This is a genomic window from Streptomyces sp. Tu 3180, assembly GCF_009852415.1.
Taxonomy (GTDB): Bacteria; Actinomycetota; Actinomycetes; order Streptomycetales; family Streptomycetaceae; genus Streptomyces.
Map to the genome: position 1 here is coordinate 6,858,961 of NZ_WOXS01000002.1, position 16,135 is coordinate 6,875,095.

The 16,135-nt window shown below is 71.6% G+C and carries 14 protein-coding genes; 2 read left to right on the forward strand and 12 right to left on the reverse strand.

What is annotated here, in order from left to right:
- Window positions 1-102: 102 nt before the first annotated feature.
- A complete protein-coding gene (locus GL259_RS31450) occupies window positions 103-1,278 on the forward strand; it encodes a glycerate kinase (protein WP_159536659.1) in 1,176 nt (391 codons plus the stop codon).
- 173 nt (window positions 1,279-1,451) lie between these two features.
- On the opposite strand, the gene pssA is transcribed toward GL259_RS31450, so the two are convergent.
- From pssA to GL259_RS31495, 9 genes are all read right to left on the reverse strand, one after another.
- Window positions 1,452-2,270 carry a CDP-diacylglycerol--serine O-phosphatidyltransferase gene (gene pssA, locus GL259_RS31455; RefSeq protein ID WP_159539144.1) on the reverse strand — a complete coding sequence of 273 codons (819 nt, stop codon included), beginning with the start codon at window positions 2,268-2,270 and terminating at the stop codon, window positions 1,452-1,454.
- A gap of 22 nt (window positions 2,271-2,292) precedes the next feature.
- Complete coding sequence (locus tag GL259_RS31460) at window positions 2,293-2,949, reverse strand: phosphatidylserine decarboxylase (protein WP_159536660.1); 657 nt, start codon at window positions 2,947-2,949, stop codon at window positions 2,293-2,295.
- 170 nt (window positions 2,950-3,119) lie between these two features.
- A complete protein-coding gene (locus tag GL259_RS31465; RefSeq protein WP_159536661.1) occupies window positions 3,120-4,334 on the reverse strand; it encodes an acyl-CoA dehydrogenase family protein in 1,215 nt (404 codons plus the stop codon).
- 2 nt (window positions 4,335-4,336) lie between these two features.
- Window positions 4,337-4,849, reverse strand: a complete 513-nt coding sequence (locus tag GL259_RS31470) for a MaoC family dehydratase (protein WP_159536662.1) — start codon at window positions 4,847-4,849, stop codon at window positions 4,337-4,339.
- A gap of 5 nt (window positions 4,850-4,854) precedes the next feature.
- Complete coding sequence (locus GL259_RS31475) at window positions 4,855-5,814, reverse strand: CoA ester lyase (RefSeq protein ID WP_159536663.1); 960 nt, start codon at window positions 5,812-5,814, stop codon at window positions 4,855-4,857.
- A complete protein-coding gene (locus GL259_RS31480) occupies window positions 5,811-7,838 on the reverse strand; it encodes a protein meaA (RefSeq protein WP_159536664.1) in 2,028 nt (675 codons plus the stop codon). The genes GL259_RS31475 and GL259_RS31480 overlap by 4 nt, the downstream gene beginning before the upstream one ends.
- A gap of 10 nt (window positions 7,839-7,848) precedes the next feature.
- Window positions 7,849-9,186: a crotonyl-CoA carboxylase/reductase gene (gene ccrA, locus GL259_RS31485; protein WP_208026642.1), complete on the reverse strand. Its 1,338-nt coding sequence runs from the start codon at window positions 9,184-9,186 to the stop codon at window positions 7,849-7,851.
- 416 nt (window positions 9,187-9,602) lie between these two features.
- A complete protein-coding gene (locus tag GL259_RS31490) occupies window positions 9,603-10,415 on the reverse strand; it encodes a TetR family transcriptional regulator (protein WP_159536666.1) in 813 nt (270 codons plus the stop codon).
- A gap of 163 nt (window positions 10,416-10,578) precedes the next feature.
- The gene (locus GL259_RS31495) at window positions 10,579-12,384 is read right to left on the reverse strand and encodes a 3-hydroxyacyl-CoA dehydrogenase (protein ID WP_159536667.1); all 1,806 of its coding nucleotides are present in this window, start codon (window positions 12,382-12,384) and stop codon (window positions 10,579-10,581) included.
- A 439-nt stretch (window positions 12,385-12,823) separates the two neighbouring features.
- On the opposite strand from GL259_RS31495, the gene GL259_RS31500 reads away from it, so the two are divergent.
- Complete coding sequence (locus GL259_RS31500) at window positions 12,824-13,429, forward strand: adenylosuccinate lyase (protein ID WP_159536668.1); 606 nt, start codon at window positions 12,824-12,826, stop codon at window positions 13,427-13,429.
- A gap of 5 nt (window positions 13,430-13,434) precedes the next feature.
- On the opposite strand, the gene GL259_RS31505 is transcribed toward GL259_RS31500, so the two are convergent.
- The 3 genes from GL259_RS31505 to GL259_RS31515 are packed head-to-tail and all read right to left on the reverse strand — an operon-like array spanning window position 13,435 to window position 16,070.
- Complete coding sequence (locus GL259_RS31505; RefSeq protein WP_243762434.1) at window positions 13,435-13,977, reverse strand: GNAT family N-acetyltransferase; 543 nt, start codon at window positions 13,975-13,977, stop codon at window positions 13,435-13,437.
- Window positions 13,978-14,016: 39 nt separating this feature from the next.
- A complete protein-coding gene (locus GL259_RS31510; RefSeq protein WP_159536669.1) occupies window positions 14,017-14,415 on the reverse strand; it encodes a RidA family protein in 399 nt (132 codons plus the stop codon).
- Between the two features lie 56 nt (window positions 14,416-14,471).
- Window positions 14,472-16,070, reverse strand: coding sequence for an alpha/beta hydrolase (locus GL259_RS31515; protein WP_159536670.1), 1,599 nt, complete (start codon window positions 16,068-16,070; stop codon window positions 14,472-14,474).
- Window positions 16,071-16,135: the final 65 nt, after the last annotated feature.

Here is a 16,135-nt window from a genome sequence, read left to right on the forward strand (position 1 = left end):
GTTCCACGGGCTGGGCGGGGCATGACGGCGGCGGCGCCCGCCGGTTAGGGTCACAGCGGCGCGACTGGCCTTGACACGCGCGAGGCCCGGAGAACGAGGGGAATGCAAGTGGCGGACGCTGCAGGAAACGGCACTCGTACGGCGCAGCCGGCACGGCGGGTGCTCGTCGCCGCGGACAAGTTCAAGGGATCGCTGACGGCGGTGGAGGTCGCCGACCGGGTGACGGCCGGGCTGCGCCGGATCGTGCCGGACCTGGTGGTCGAGGCGCTGCCCGTGGCCGACGGCGGTGACGGCACCGTGGCCGCGGCGGTCGCGGCCGGGTTCGAACGGCGGGAGGCACGGGTCGCGGGTCCGCTCGGCGACGAGGTGACGGCGGCGTACGCGCTGCGCGGTGACACCGCCGTCGTGGAGATGGCGGAGGCCAGCGGGTTGCAGCGGCTGCCGGAGGGCGTCCTCGCGCCGCTCACGGCGTCCACGTACGGCTCCGGCGAACTGCTGCGGGCCGCGCTGGACGCGGGGGCGCGCACCCTGGTCTTCGGGGTCGGCGGCAGCGCCACCACCGACGGCGGCGCGGGCATGCTGTCGGCGCTGGGCGCCCGCTTCCTGCGGGCCGACGGCGAGCCGGTGGCGCCGGGCGGCGGTGGGCTCGCCGAGCTGGCCTCGGCCGACCTGTCCGGTCTCGACCCGCGCCTCGGCGAGGTCGAGCTGGTCCTCGCGAGCGACGTCGACAACCCGCTGACCGGCCCGAAGGGCGCTCCGGCGGTCTACGGCCCGCAGAAGGGCGCCTCCCCCGAGGACGTGGAGCGGCTGGACGCGGCCCTCGCGCACTTCGCGGAGGTGCTGGAGGGGGCGGTGGGGCCGAGGGCCGCCGAGTACGCCGCCTCGCCGGGCGCGGGCGCGGCGGGCGGCATCGGTTACGGCGCGCTGCTGCTCGGGGCCGGTTTCCGGCCCGGGATCGAGGTCATGCTGGACGTGCTCGGCTTCGCGCCCGCGCTCGAGCGGGCCGATCTCGTCATCACCGGCGAGGGGTCCCTGGACCGGCAGACCCTGCACGGCAAGGCGCCGGCGGGCGTGGCCGCCGCCGCCCGGGCGGCGGGCAAGGAGGTCGTCGCGGTGTGCGGGCGGCTCGCCCTGCCGCCGGAGGAACTGGGCCGGGCGGGGATCCGGCGGGCCTACGCGCTGACGGACATCGAGCCGGACGTGGCGAAGTGCATCGCGGACGCGGGGCCGGTCCTGGAGCGCACGGCGGAGCGGATCGCCCGCGACTTCCTGAGCTGAGGCCCGGGCGGTTCCCGCCCCGCCGCCCCTGCCCTTCCGGACCCTCCGGGGACGGCCCGGAACGGGCCCGGCGCCGGCACGGGCCGGCCGGGCCCGTGCCCGCGCCGGGCACGGAAAAGGCGAAGGGTCCCGGACCGACGAGGTCCGGGACCCTTCCACCCGCTCGAGCACCGCTACGGCAGCTGCGCCGCCCGCGCCTCCCGCCGGTTGTCGCGGAAGTTGTTCACCCGCCGCGCCGTCGCGAACAGCGGGATGACCGCGCCCATCACCAGCTGCAGCGCGCAACCGGTCTGCAGCAGCAGCTGCCCGCTGGGGGCGTCGAACGCCCAGGCCGCCAGCATGCCCATGCTGAGCACGATCCAGGTGAGCATCGCCACCGCGAGGCGGCCCCGCGGCTTGGGGTACTCCACCCGGCTCACCATCAGCCAGGCGGTGCCCAGGATCGCCAGCAGCGTCGCCACGAACGGCAGCTCCAGCAGCACGATCGAGACGACGGTCAGCGCGCCGAACGGCGACGGCATGCCCTGGAAGGTGCCGTCCTTCACCGTGACGCAGGAGAACCTCGCCAGCCTCAGCACCACCGCCAGCAGCACCACGATCGCCCCGACCGCGGCCACTCTCTGGTGCGCGTCGTCCGCGACCATGCCGTAGACGAGGACGAAGTACGCCGGTGCCAGGCCGAAGCTGATCAGGTCCGAGAGGTTGTCCAGCTCGGCGCCCATGGGGGAGGAGCGCAGCTTGCGCGCCACCAGGCCGTCGAACAGGTCGAAGACCGCCGCGCACAGCATCAGGATGACCGCGGTGGCCGCGCTGTGGCGGGCCATGCCGGTCTCCTGGCTGCCCGTGAGGTGCGGGATCAGGATGCCGGTGGTGGTGAAGTACACCGCCATGAAGCCGCAGGTGGCGTTGCCGAGGGTGAGGGTGTCCGCTATCGACAGGCGGAGCGAGAGGGGCATCTCCTCCTCGTCGTCCGCCTCGTCGGCCTCGGGCACCCAGCCCGCCTGTGTGTCGGGATCAATCACGGTCAATGCGAGTCACCCCAGCCACGGTCTTCTGGCCGACCTCGACGGCCACCTCCACGCCCTCGGGCAGGTAGAGGTCGACGCGGGAGCCGAACCGGATGAGACCGATGCGCTCGCCCTGCTCGACCTTGGTGCCCTGCGGCACGTAGGGGACGATGCGGCGGGCCACCGCACCGGCGATCTGGATCATCTCGATGTCGCCGAGCTCGGTGTCGAAGTGCCAGACGACGCGCTCGTTGTTCTCGCTCTCCTTGTTGAAGGCGGGAACGAAACCACCGGGGATGTGCTCGACCGACGTCACCGTGCCGGACAGCGGGGCCCGGTTCACGTGGACGTTGAGCGGGCTCATGAAGATCGCGACGCGGGTACGGCCGTCCTTCCACGGCATGATGCTCTGCACCACACCGTCGGCGGGCGAGATGACCCGGCCCTGGGCGATCTCGCGCTCGGGGTCGCGGAAGAACCACAGCATCCCCGCCGCCAGGGCGGTGGCGGGGACGGCGACGGCCTTGGCGGCACCCGAGCGGCGGGCGCGCAGAAGGCTGACGGCTGCGGTGGCGACGGTCGGCAGAAGCCACGGCGATGCTCCGCGCGCGAGGCGTACGCCGGCGAGGCTGTCGCGAGGTGCAGAGGTTTGGCTGTGGGGCATGGATGACCTTCGTAGCGGATGATGCCGCGCAGTGACGGGGGACGGCGGCTTTCCGGCGATCGTAGCGGCTTCCGGCCGCAACTGGGTAAGCCAGGCAACCGAGTCGACGGCCGAAGAGTGCATACGGGGTGTGATCCTCTTCTCCAAGAAAACACCCCGTATCCGGGCAATCAGCCCTGGAATCGATACTCTTCGAGCAGCCGCCGGCCGATGATCATTTTCTGGATCTCGGCGGTGCCTTCACCGATCAGCAGCATCGGGGCCTCACGGTAGAGGCGCTCGATCTCGTACTCCTTGGAGAAGCCGTAGCCGCCGTGGATCCGGAAGGCGTCCTCCACGACCTCCTTGCAGTATTCGGAGGCGAGGTACTTCGCCATCCCTGCTTCAAGGTCGTTTCGTTCGCCGGAGTCCTTTTTGCGCGCTGCGTTCACCATCATCGCATGCGCGGCCTCCACCTTGGTAGCCATCTCCGCCAGCTTGAACTGGATGGCCTGGTGCTGGGCGATCGGCTTGCCGAAAGTGTGACGCTGCTGGGCGTACCGGACGCCGAGCTCGAAGGCACGCTGAGCGACGCCGCAGCCACGCGCCGCCACGTTGACGCGGCCGACCTCGACACCGTCCATCATTTGGTAAAAACCTCGTCCGGTGACCCCGCCGAGCACCCGATCAGCGGAAACGCGCAGGCCGTCCATGATGAGCTCGGTGGTGTCGACGCCCTTGTAGCCCATCTTGTCGATCTTGCCCGGGATGGTGAGGCCGGGGCGCACCTCGCCGAAGCCGGGCTCCTTCTCCACCAGGAAGGTGGTCATCGACCTGTGCGGCGCCGTGGCCGTTTCCGAAGGGGAGTGACCCTCGTCACTTCGCACCAGAACGGCCACCAGCGACGACGTTCCGCCGTTCGTGAGCCACATCTTCTGGCCGGTCAGGACGTACTCGTCGCCGTCCTTCACCGCCTTCGACGTGATGGCCGACACATCGGAGCCCAGGCCCGGCTCCGACATCGAGAACGCGCCGCGGATGTCGCCGGCCGCCATCCTCGGCAGGAAGTGGTCCTTCTGCTCCTGGGTGCCGTGCTGCTTGAGCATGTACGCCACAATGAAGTGGGTGTTGATGATGCCGGACACCGACATCCACCCGCGGGCGATCTCCTCCACGCAGAGCGCGTAGGTGAGGAGCGACTCGCCCAGACCCCCGTACTCCTCGGGGATCATCAGGCCGAACAGGCCGAGTTCCTTCAGGCCGTCGACGATCGCTTGCGGGTACTCGTCGCGGTGCTCCAGCTCGGTCGCGACCGGGATGATCTCCTTGTCCACGAAGTCCCGGACGGTGGACAGGATCTCCTGCTGGACGTCCGTGAGGCCGTGGGTCTGGGCGAGGCGGCTCATCTCTACTTCTCCTGCTGCTTCAGCTCCGGGCGGCCGGGCTGCTCGCCGCCGCGCTCCTTGATGTAGGTCTCGGTCGGCACCATCACCTTGCGGCGGAAGACGCAGACCAGGGTGCCGTCCTGCTTGTAGCCCTTGGTCTCGACGTGGACGATGCCGCGGTCGCTCTTCGACTTCGACGGCCACTTGTCGAGGACGGTCGTCTGGCCGTAGATGGTGTCGCCGTGGAAGGTCGGGGCCACGTGCCTCAGCGACTCGATCTCCAGGTTGGCGATCGCCTTGCCGGAGATGTCCGGCACGCTCATGCCGAGCAGCAGGGAGTAGACGTAGTTCCCGACCACCACGTTCTTGCCGAAGTCCGTCGTCTTCTCGGCGTAGTTGGTGTCCATGTGGAGCGGGTGGTGGTTCATGGTGAGGAGACAGAAGAGGTGGTCGTCGTACTCGGTGACCGTCTTGCCCGGCCAGTGCTTGTACGTCGCCCCGACCTCGAACTCCTCGTAGGTGCGTCCGAACTGCATGGCCGTCACGCCTCCGGGATCTCGAACGTGCTGGTGCGCCGCATGCCGGCGGCGCGTCCCTTGCCCGCGACGACCAGGGCCATCTTGCGGCTGGCCTCGTCGATCATCTCGTCGCCGAGCATCGCGGAGCCCTTCTTGCCGCCCGCCTCGGACGTGTAGTACGCGTACGCGTCCAGGATCAGCTCGGCGTGGTCGTAGTCCTCCTGCGACGGCGAGAAGATCTCGTTGGACGCCTCGACCTGGCCCGGGTGCAGCACCCACTTGCCGTCGAAGCCGAGCGCCGCGGCGCGCCGGGCGACCTCGCGGTAGCCGTCGACGTTGCGGATCTGCAGGTAGGGGCCGTCGATGGCCTGGAGGTCGTTGGCGCGGGCGGCCATCAGGATCTTCATCAGGATGTAGTGGTAGGCGTCCGCCGGGTAGCCGGGCGGCTGCTCGCCGACCACCAGCGACTTCATGTTGATGGACGCCATGAAGTCGGCCGGGCCGAAGATGATCGTCTCCAGGCGCTGGGAGGCCTGGGCGATCTCGTTGACGTTGTTCAGACCCTGCGCGTTCTCGATCTGCGCCTCGATGCCGATCCTGCCGACCTCGAAGCCCATGGTCTTCTCGATCTGCGTCAGCAGCAGGTCCAGGGCGACGACCTGCCGGGCGTCCTGGACCTTCGGCAGCATGATGCAGTCGAGGTTCTGGCCGGCGCCCTCGACGACGGTGACGACATCGCGGTACGTCCACTCCGTCGTCCAGTCGTTGACGCGCACGACGCGGGTCTTGCCGGTCCAGTCGCCCTCGTTGAGGAACTTCACGATGGTGTGCCGCGCCTCGGGCTTGGCGAGCGGGGCGCAGGCGTCCTCCAGGTCCAGGAAGACCTGGTCCGCCGGGAGGCCCTGGGCCTTCTCCAGGAAGCGCGGGTTCGAGCCCGGTACCGCCAGGCAGGAACGCCGGGGGCGAAGGCGGTTGACCGTCATGCGGGGACCTCCAGGGGGTCGAGCTTGTTCGCGTTGCGGATCTCGTCGACGATGCGGCCGATGATCCCGGTGATGTCGAAGTCCTTCGGGGTGAAGACCGCGGCCACTCCGGCGGCCCGCAGCTCCTCGGCGTCACCGTTCGGGATGATGCCACCGGCGATCACCGGTATATCTGTGGCACCGGCCACACGGAGCCGTTCGAGTACGTCCGGCACCAGCTGGGCGTGCGAGCCGGAGAGGATGGACAGGCCCACCGCGTGCACGTCCTCCGCCAGCGCGGCGTCCACGATCTGCTCCGGGGTGAGCCGGATGCCCTGGTAGACCACCTCGAACCCGGCGTCGCGGGCCCGTACGGCGATCTGCTCGGCGCCGTTGGAGTGGCCGTCCAGGCCCGGCTTGCCGACCAGGAAGCGCAGCTTGCCCACGCCCAGGTCCCTGGCCGTCAGGTCCACCTTGCGGCGCACCTCGGACAGGGCCGAGCCCTCCTCGGCGGCCACCGCCACCGGGGCGGAGGAGACACCGGTCGGTGCCCGGAACTCGCCGAACACCTCGCGCAGCGCCCCGGCCCACTCGCCGGTGGTGACGCCGGCGCGGGCGCACTCCAGGGTGGCCTCCATGAGGTTGTCGGTGCCGCGCGCGGCCTCCTTCAGCCTCTCCAGCGCCTTGCAGGGGCGCGGGTGGTTGAAGGGCGGCTGGTAGCGGGTGTCGCGCCAGTTCCGGAGCGCCTCGACGACGCGGGCCTCGACCGCCGGGTCGACCGTCTGGATCGCGGTGTCCAGGTCGGCGGTGAGGGGGTTGGGCTCGGTGCCCTCGAAGATGTTGACGCCGACGATCTTCTCCTGGCCGGACTCGATCCGCGCCCGGCGCTCGGCGTGCGAGGAGACCAGCTGCGACTTGAGGTAGCCGGACTCGACGGCGGCCATCGCGCCGCCCATCTCCTGGATCCGCTCCATCTCCGCGAGCGAGTCCCGGACCAGCTGCTCCACCTTCGCCTCGATCACCTTCGAGCCCTCGAAGATGTCGTCGTACTCCAGCAGGTCGCTCTCGTAGGCGAGCACCTGCTGGATGCGCAGCGACCACTGCTGGTCCCACGGGCGGGGCAGGCCCAGGGCCTCGTTCCAGGCCGGCAGCTGCACGGCACGCGCGCGGGCGTCCTTGGAGAGGGTCACGGCCAGCATCTCGAGGACGATCCGCTGGACGTTGTTCTCCGGCTGCGCCTCGGTCAGGCCGAGGGAGTTGACCTGGACGCCGTAGCGGAAGCGGCGGTGCTTGGGGTTCTCGATGCCGTACCGCTCGCGGGTGACGTGGTCCCAGATGCGGCCGAACGCCCGCATCTTGCACATCTCCTCGATGAAGCGCACGCCCGCGTTCACGAAGAAGGAGATCCGGCCGACCACGTCGCCCATGCGCTCCTGCGGCACCTGGCCCGAGTCGCGGACGGCGTCGAGGACGGCGACGGCGGTGGACATCGCGTACGCGATCTCCTGCACCGGTGTGGCCCCGGCCTCCTGCAGGTGGTAGCTGCAGATGTTGATCGGGTTCCACTTCGGGAGGTGGGAGACCGTGTACGCGATCATGTCCGTCGTGAGGCGGAGCGACGGCCCCGGCGGGAAGACATGGGTCCCCCGGGACAGGTACTCCTTCACGATGTCGTTCTGGGTCGTCCCCTGGAGCTTGGTGATGTCCGCGCCCTGCTCCTCGGCGACGACCTGGTAGAGCGCCAGCAGCCACATGGCGGTGGCGTTGATCGTCATCGAGGTGTTCATCTGCTCCAGGGGGATGTCCTGGAACAGCCGGCGCATGTCACCGAGGTGGGCCACCGGCACCCCGACCCGGCCGACCTCGCCGCGGGCGAGGACGTGGTCGGAGTCGTACCCGGTCTGGGTCGGCAGGTCGAACGCGACCGACAGCCCGGTCTGGCCCTTGGCGAGGTTGCGCCGGTACAGCTCGTTGGACGCCTCGGCGGTCGAGTGACCGGCGTAGGTCCGCATGAGCCACGGACGGTCCTTCTGGCGCTCTGTCATCTGCCGGCCCTCAGACGTTCCGGAAGCGGTTGATGGCGTCGATGTGCTTGGCGCGCTTCTCGTGGTCGCGCACGCCCAGGCCCTCCTCGGGCGCCATGCACAGCACGCCGACCTTGCCCTGGTGCAGGTTGCGGTGCACGTCGTAGGCGGCCTGGCCGGTGTCCTCCAGGGAGTACACCTTCGACAGGGTCGGGTGGATCTTGCCCTTCGCGATCAGCCGGTTGGCCTCCCAGGCCTCGCGGTAGTTGGCGAAGTGCGAGCCGATGATGCGCTTCAGCGACATCCACAGGTAGCGGTTGTCGTACTGGTGCATGTAGCCCGAGGTCGAGGCGCAGGTGGTGATGGTGCCGCCCTTGCGGGTGACGTAGACGGAGGCGCCGAAGGTCTCCCGGCCGGGGTGCTCGAAGACGATGTCGATGTCCTCGCCGCCGGTGAGTTCGCGGATGCGCTTGCCGAAGCGCTTCCACTCCTTCGGGTCCTGGGTGTTCTCGTCCTTCCAGAACCTGTAGCCCTCGGCGCTGCGGTCGATGATCGCCTCGGCGCCCATCGACCGGCAGATGTCCGCCTTCTGCTCGCTGGAGACGACGCAGATCGGGTTGGCGCCGCCGGCCAGCGCGAACTGGGTGGCGTAGGAGCCGAGTCCGCCGCTCGCGCCCCAGATGAGCACGTTGTCGCCCTGCTTCATGCCGGCGCCGTTGCGGGAGACCAGCTGCCGGTACGCGGTGGAGTTGACCAGGCCCGGTGCGGCGGCCTCCTCCCAGCTGAGGTGGTCCGGCTTCGGCATCAGCTGGTTGGACTTCACCAGGGCGATCTCGGCGAGGCCGCCGAAGTTGGTCTCGAAGCCCCAGATGCGCTGCTCGGGGTCGAGCATCGTGTCGTTGTGGCCGTCGCTGGACTCCAGCTCGACGGAGAGGCAGTGGGCGACGACCTCGTCCCCGGGCCGCCAGGAGTTGACGCCGGGGCCGGTGCGCAGCACGACGCCCGCGAGGTCGGAGCCGATGATGTGGTACGGCAGGTCGTGGCGCTTGGCCAGCTCGCTGGTGCGGCCGTAGCGCTCGAGGAACCCGAAGGTGGACAGCGGCTCGAAGATCGAGGTCCACACCGAGTTGTAGTTGACCGAGGAGGCCATGACGGCCACCAGGGCCTCGCCCGGGCCGAGTTCGGGCAGCGGCACGTCGTCGAGGTGGATCGACTTGCGGGGGTCCTTGTCGCGCGTGGCGAGCCCGGCGAACATCTCCGTCTCGTCCTTGTGCACGGTGATCGCGCGGTACGACTCGGGCAGCGGCAGGGCGGCGAAGTCCTCCGACGTGGAGTCGGGCGACTGGATCGCGGCCAGGATGTCCTTCACGGTCACGGTATTGCCTCCGGCGGTGAGCGCCCTGAGGGAGGGGCGCTGAGGGTTGCGTCGGTGCTGCTGAGGGTGGGTGAGGGGGTGCCGTCGGTTCGGCGGTGGTGGTGCTTCGGCGGCGCTTTGTGGCGCGGGAGGTTGCCTGTGACGCAGGCGTCCGGACGTACGGGCCAGTGAGCCCGCCGGGACAGCCGCCCGGACTCCTTCAACGTATGGCACCCCGTGTCATCCGGCAAGGCACTCGGTGCCAGAAATTGCTCTCAGATGAAATCTTTACGTAACAGATGAGCGATGATCGATCGAACCGGGTCCGCAAGGAGGTCGAAAAGGGCCTCCGACATGCCAAAACGGCCACCCGGTGGGGTGGCCGTCGTCACAGCGGTGGGGTGCCCGGGGGCACGGTGCCGGTGGCGCGCTCAGCGCTCCTTCAGCGCCTGCTCGATGGTCCGCATCACCTCGTCCAGCGGGGCGTCGGTGCGGGCCACGGTGACCAGCACCTCGCCGTACGCCGGCACCGAGGCCGCGGGCGGCTGCGGGGCGGCGGTGCGGCGGCCCGCCATGATGCCGCTCCCGAAGGTCTTGCGGACGATCGCGAAGGCGTGGTCGAGCTGGGTCTCCACGTCCCCCTGGCCGCCGGCCCTCAGCCAGCGCCGCAGCACGTGGTTGTGGGCGGTGACCACGGCGGACGCGGCGACCTCCGCCAGCAGCGGGTCGTCGTTGGCGTCGTCGTCGTGCGCGTGCTCGTCGAAGTGGCCGAGCAGGTAGCGGGTGAAGAGGCGCTCGTAGCGCGCCACCGACGCGATCTCCGCCTCGCGCAGGGTGGGCACCTCGCGCGTCAGCTTGTAGCGGGCGACCGAGATCTCCGGCCGCGCCGCGTACATCTTCATGACCTCCTTGATGCCGCGGCACACCGTGTCGAGCGGATGCTCGTGGGCGGGCGCGGCGTTGAGCACCGCCTCCGCGCGGACCAGGGTGTCGTCGTGGTCGGGGAAGATCGCCTCTTCCTTGGACCGGAAGTGGCGGAAGAAGGTGCGGCGGGCGACCCCGGCGGCGGCCGCGATCTCGTCGACGGTGGTCGCCTCGTACCCCTTGGTCGCGAACAGCTCCATCGCGGCGGCCGCCAGTTCCCGGCGCATCTTCAGCCGCTGGGCGGCGGCGCGGGAGCCTGCGGAGCTCTCCGGCGGCTCGGTCGTGGCGGGTGTACGTACGGACTTGGCGGGCTGGGACATGCCCCGAACGTACTGCATGTGCGCAGCTCGGTGCGCATGACCGGGGGTTCCCCCGTCCCCGGGGGACGGGGGAGGCCCGGTGCGGGCGGACGGCGGGAGCCGGTCGGGGTCGAGCAGCCCGCCCCACTGGGCGCCGTCCTGGAACCGGTCGCCGGAGCGCCGCTCAGCGCTTGGCATATTCGCGGAAGCCGCGGCCGGTCTTGCGGCCGAGGCAGCCCGCGGCCACCAGGTGCTCCAGCAGCGGCGCCGGGGCGAGACCCGGGTCGCGGAACTCGCGGTGCAGGACCTTCTCGATGGCGAGCGAGACGTCCAGCCCGACGACGTCCAGCAGCTCGAAGGGACCCATCGGGTAGCCGCCGCCCAGCTTCATCGCGGCGTCGATGTCGTCCAGGGACGCGTAGTGCTCCTGCACCATCTTGATCGCGTTGTTGAGGTACGGGAACAGCAGCGCGTTCACGATGAAGCCGGCCCGGTCGCCGCAGTCCACGGCGTGCTTGCGGATCTTCCCGCAGACCTCGCGCACCGTCGCGTGCACGTCGTCGGCGGTCAGCACCGTGCGCACGACCTCGACCAGCTTCATGGCCGGCGCCGGGTTGAAGAAGTGCATGCCGATCACGTCCTGCGGGCGCGAGGTGGCGCGGGCACAGGCGACGACCGGGAGGGAGGAGGTGGTGGTGGCGAGCACCGCACCCGGCTTGCAGACCTTGTCCAGCGTCGCGAACAGCTGCCGCTTGACCTCCAGGTCCTCGGCGATCGCCTCGAGGGCGAGGTCGACGTCGGCGAAGTCGTCGTAGGTGCCCGTCGGCCGGATCAGCTCCAGGGTCCTCGCGGCGGCCTCGGCGGTCATCCGGCCCTTGTCGACGGAGCGCGCCAGGGACTTGCCGACGCGCGCCCTGGCCGCCTGTGCCTTCTCCTCGCTGCGGGCGGCCAGGACCACCTCGTAACCGGCCTTGGCGAAGACCTCGGCGATGCCGGAGGCCATCGTGCCGGAGCCCGCGACGCCCACCGAGCGCACCGGACGGCCGGCGACGGGGGAACCGCCCTCCGGCGGGGTCAGCGCGTCCCGCACGACGACGGCGCTGCCCGGCGCCTCGTACGTGTAGAAGCCGCGCCCGGCCTTGCGGCCCGTCAGGCCCGCCTCGCTGAGCTGCTTGAGGATCGGGGCGGGGGCGTGCAGCCGGTCCCGGGACTCGGCGTACATGGCCTCCAGCACCGTGCGCGCGGTGTCGACGCCGATCAGGTCGAGCAGTGCCAGCGGGCCCATGGGGAGCCCGCAGCCGAGCCGCATCGCGGCGTCGATGTCCTCGCGGGAGGCGTAGTGCGCCTCGTACATCGCGGCGGCCTGGTTGAGGTAGCCGAACAGCAGCCCGTCCGCGACGAATCCGGGCCGGTCGCCGACCGCGACCGGCTCCTTGCCGAGTTCCAGGGCGAGGTCGGTGACCGCGGTGACGGCCGCCGGGGCGGTCAGCACGGAGGAGACGATCTCCACCAGCCTCATCGCCGGGGCGGGGTTGAAGAAGTGCATGCCCAGCACCCGCTCGGGGTGGGCCGAGTCGGCGGCGAGCCGGGTGACGGACAGGGCGTTGGTGCCGGTCGCCAGGATGGTCTCCGGCCGCACGATGCGGTCGAGTTCGCGGAGGATCTGCTGCTTGGTCTCGTACGACTCCGGCGCCACCTCGATCACCAGGTCGGCGCCGGCCGCCGCGGTGAGGTCGGTGGAGGTGCTCACGCGGGCGAGGGCGTCCGCGCGCTCCTGCTCGGTCAGGCGCCCGCGCTCCACGGCACGGGCGGTCGAGGCCTCCAGCGCGGCGACGCACTTCGCGGCCTGGGCCTCGCTGACGTCGATGCCGAGGACCTCGCGGCCGGCCTTGGCCAGGACCTCGGCGATGCCGGTGCCCATCGTGCCGAGGCCGACGACGGCGACGGTCCGCAGCGGGGACGGAGGGGTGGGGGACAGGGGAGTGGCCATCGCGGGACTCCAGGAATGAGGGTGACGACGGGAAACACGCCCGGGTGCGCCGAAGGGCGCACCGGGTGCGTGCGGAGGGAGTGCGGGTGTTGCCGGGCAGCGAGCGCACACGCCCGGTGCCGTCGGCCGGGCCCCCGCCCGGACGACCGGGAGCGGGGGAGGGCGTGCACACGCCCTGGTACGACGGCGGATCCGACCGGCCCTGTCCCGAGGCCGAGCCGTACTGCGGTACACGGGGTACCGAACCGACTGCCTCCCCCCACTGCCTCGAAGGCGTGGGAGGTGCCCCCGACGGCGGCCGCGTCACCAGACCGCCGTGAGGAGGGTCGCGAGTGGGTGACTCGCTCGTCTGAGCTTAACTCGCGGGTAACGAGCGCGCCAGCCCCCGGCTTTGTGATGTAGGTCCCGAGCGGCCCACCGCACCCCTAATCTCTGGGACATGGACGAAGAGTCGCGATCGATCACGGAGCGCTTACGGGCCGAGGCGGGCGGATCGGCGGCGTACGACCGTCTCGTGGCCACGGACGACCTCGACACCCTGGCCGCCGTCCTCACCGAACCCGGACAGCCGCTGTGGGCCCGGGAACTGGCCGCGTTCCGGCTGGGACTCGCGGGTGACCGGCGGGCCTTCGAGACCCTGGTGCTCCTCCTCAACCACCGTGACCCGCCGCGCTGCGCCTCCGCCGCGCACGCCCTCGCCCACCTCGGCGACCCGCGCACCGCCCGGGCGGCCGCCGCCCTCGCCACCAACGAACTGCGCGTCGCCTACGCGCTGCACCCGGTGCGCCTCCTGGTCCGGCTCCGCGCCCCCGAGGCCGTGCCCGCCCTGATCACCACGCTGGAGCGGCGCCTGCACCCGCACGACCCGTACCGGCGGGTGGCGCTCGCCTGCGTGGAGGGCCTGGGCGAACTCGGCGACGCCCGCGCCGGACCGGTGCTGGACCGGGCCCTGGCCCACCCGGCGCTGGCCGAGGCGGCGGTGCGCGCGCTGGCGCGGATCCCCCGCCGCAGATCCTCCGGGGGGCGGATCCCGGGACAGCGGTAGCGCCGTCAGTCCGGCGGGGCGGGGAGGTCCTTCGCGTACCGCACCTCGGGCACGGCCACCCCGCCCACCTCGAAGGGCTCCTCGCCGCCGTCCGCGGCGAAGCCGGCCCGCTCGTAGAAGCGGCGGGCGCGGGTGTTGCCCTTCAGGACCCACAGGTACATGCGGGCGCGGCCGTCGGCGCAGCAGCGGCGGACCGCCTCCGTGAGCAGCGCCCTGCCCACGCCGCGCCCGATGGACTCGGGCCGCAGGTACAGGGCGTACAGCTCGGCGTCCCCGGTGCGGGTGTCGCCGTCCCGGTACGGGCCGAAGGCCGCCCAGCCGGCGAGCCCGCCGCCGGCGGTGCCGGCGACCAGGTTCACCACGCTGCCGTCGCCGTGCAGGAGGCGTGCGCGGTGGCGTTCGGCGTCCGCCGCCACGTCGAGGCCGTCGAGGTACGGCTGCGGGACGAGCCCGCGGTAGGCGTGCTGCCAGCCGCGCACGCGGATCTCGGCCACGCGGTCGCAGTCGTCCGCGGTCATGGCCCGGATGTCGGGACGGTCGCTGTCCATGGCGGGACCCTAGGCGACCGCGGCCGCGGCGGCCCGGGATTATCCGGGGACGACCGCGAACGCCTCGATCTCCATCAGGAACTCGGGGCGGACCAGGGCCGCGACCTGGACGGCGGACGCGGCGGGCAGCCGGTCGTCGGGGATGTGCGCGGCGCGGGCCGCGCGGATGGCGGGCATGTGCGCCATGTCCGTGACGAAGAAAGTGAGTTTCACGACGTCGTCGAAGGCCGCCCCGGCGGCGGCCAGACAGCGCCTCAGATTCTCGAAGACCTGGCGGGCCTGGGCTTCGGGATCGCCCTCGCCGACCAGCCTGCCCTCCTCGTCCAGCGGGAGCTGGCCGGAGACGGCGACCACGCGGCCCGCGCCCGTGACGACGTGGGTGTACTGGGACGCGGGGAACACCCCGGCGGGGGCGGGGATCCTGATCGGTTCGCTCATGACCCCATGGTGGACCACGGGTCCGACGGGGCCGCCCCCGGTGACCGCCCGGTCGCTCAGCCGCGGAAGCCGAGCAGGCCGTGCAGCGTCGCGCCGCGTGCGGTCGCCGGTACCGCCCTCGACGTCAGCGGCTTCGGGTCGGGCAGCGCCGCGCACGACGCGTCGGCCTCGCCGCGACCGCCGCGCGGCACGGTCCCGTCCCTCAGATAGGCCGCCAGATGCCTGTCCAGGCAGTCGTTCCCGCTCAGCGTGACGCCGTGGTTGCCGCCGCCCTGCTCGACCACCAGGCGCGAGCGCGCCAGCAGGTGGTGGACCGCGACGGCGCCCCGGTACGGGGTCGCCGCGTCGTGCGTCGCCTGGAACAGCAGCGCCGGCGGCAGTCCGCCGTTGACGACGCGCACCGGCCGCAGGGACCCGGTCGGCCAGAACGCGCACGGCGCGTTGTACCAGGCGTTGTTCCAGGTCATGAACGGCGCCCGCTCGTACGCCTCCCAGTTGTCCTTGCGCCACTGCTCCCAGTCGCGCGGCCAGAGGGCGTCCCGGCACTCCACGGCGGTGTAGATGCTGTAGCCGTTGTCGCCGGAGGCGTCGGTGGCGCCGAAGTTCTCGTACGCCTCGATCAGCGGCTCGGTGTCCCCGTCGTTCGCGTACGCCGCGAACGCCTCCGCGAGATAGGGCCAGTAGCCGTTGTAGTAGCCGCCGGGAAGGTAGGTGTCCTCCAGTTCGGCGGCGCCCACCGTGCCGCCGGCCGGCTTCTCCTTCAGGGCCGCGCGCATCGCGTACCACTCGGCCTCGACCTTCTCCGGGTCGGTGCCGAGCCGGTACCGCGCGTCGTGCCGCGCGACCCAGGCCATGAACGCACGGTGGCGGTCGTTGAAGGCGCGGTCCTGGTTCAGGTTGGCGTCGTACCACACCTCGGTGGGGTCGACCACCGAGTCCAGCACCAGGCGCCGCACCCGCTCCGGGAACAGCTTGGCGTAGACGGCGCCCAGATAGGTGCCGTAGGAGTAACCGAAGTAGTTGATCCTCTTCGCGCCCAGGGCCCGCCGGACCACGTCCAGGTCGCGCGCCGCGCTGACGGTGTCGATGTACGGCAGCAGGTCCGGGTGCTTCCTGCCGCAGGACTCGGCGAAGGACTTCGCACGCGCGAGGTTGGCCCGCTCCACCGCGGGCGTGGCCGGCACCGGGTCGGGGCGCACCGGGGCGAAGTGGGCCGGCCGGCAGTCCAGCGCGGGCCTGCTCGCCCCCGCCCCGCGCGGGTCGAAGCCGATGACGTCGTACTGGGCGGCCACCTCCGCGGGGAGCGAGGCGGCGACGAACCCGGCGAGCGTCAGGCCGCTGCCGCCGGGGCCGCCCGGGTTCACCAGCAGGGGGCCCTGGTACTTCTTCGCGGTGTGCGGAACGCGGGACAGCGCGAGCGTGATCTTCCGCCCGCCGGGGTCGGCGTGGTCGAGCGGCACCTCGACGGACGCGCACTGCAGGGTCGGGTAGCCCTTGGTGGGGCACTTCCGCCACGCGGGTTCCGCGGCGCGCGGGGTGTCCGCCGTGTGCGCGGTGTCCGCGGCCCGCGGTGCGCCGGCCTCGGCGGGCACGGCCGTGAGACCCGCGGCCATGACGACGGCGGCACCGCACAGCACGGCTGCGCGTCTTCTCATGGAGTCCTCCCGGGACCGAGGGGCTGCGGACCGCGTGACGCACGGTCCACGCCGCATCGTCCCGG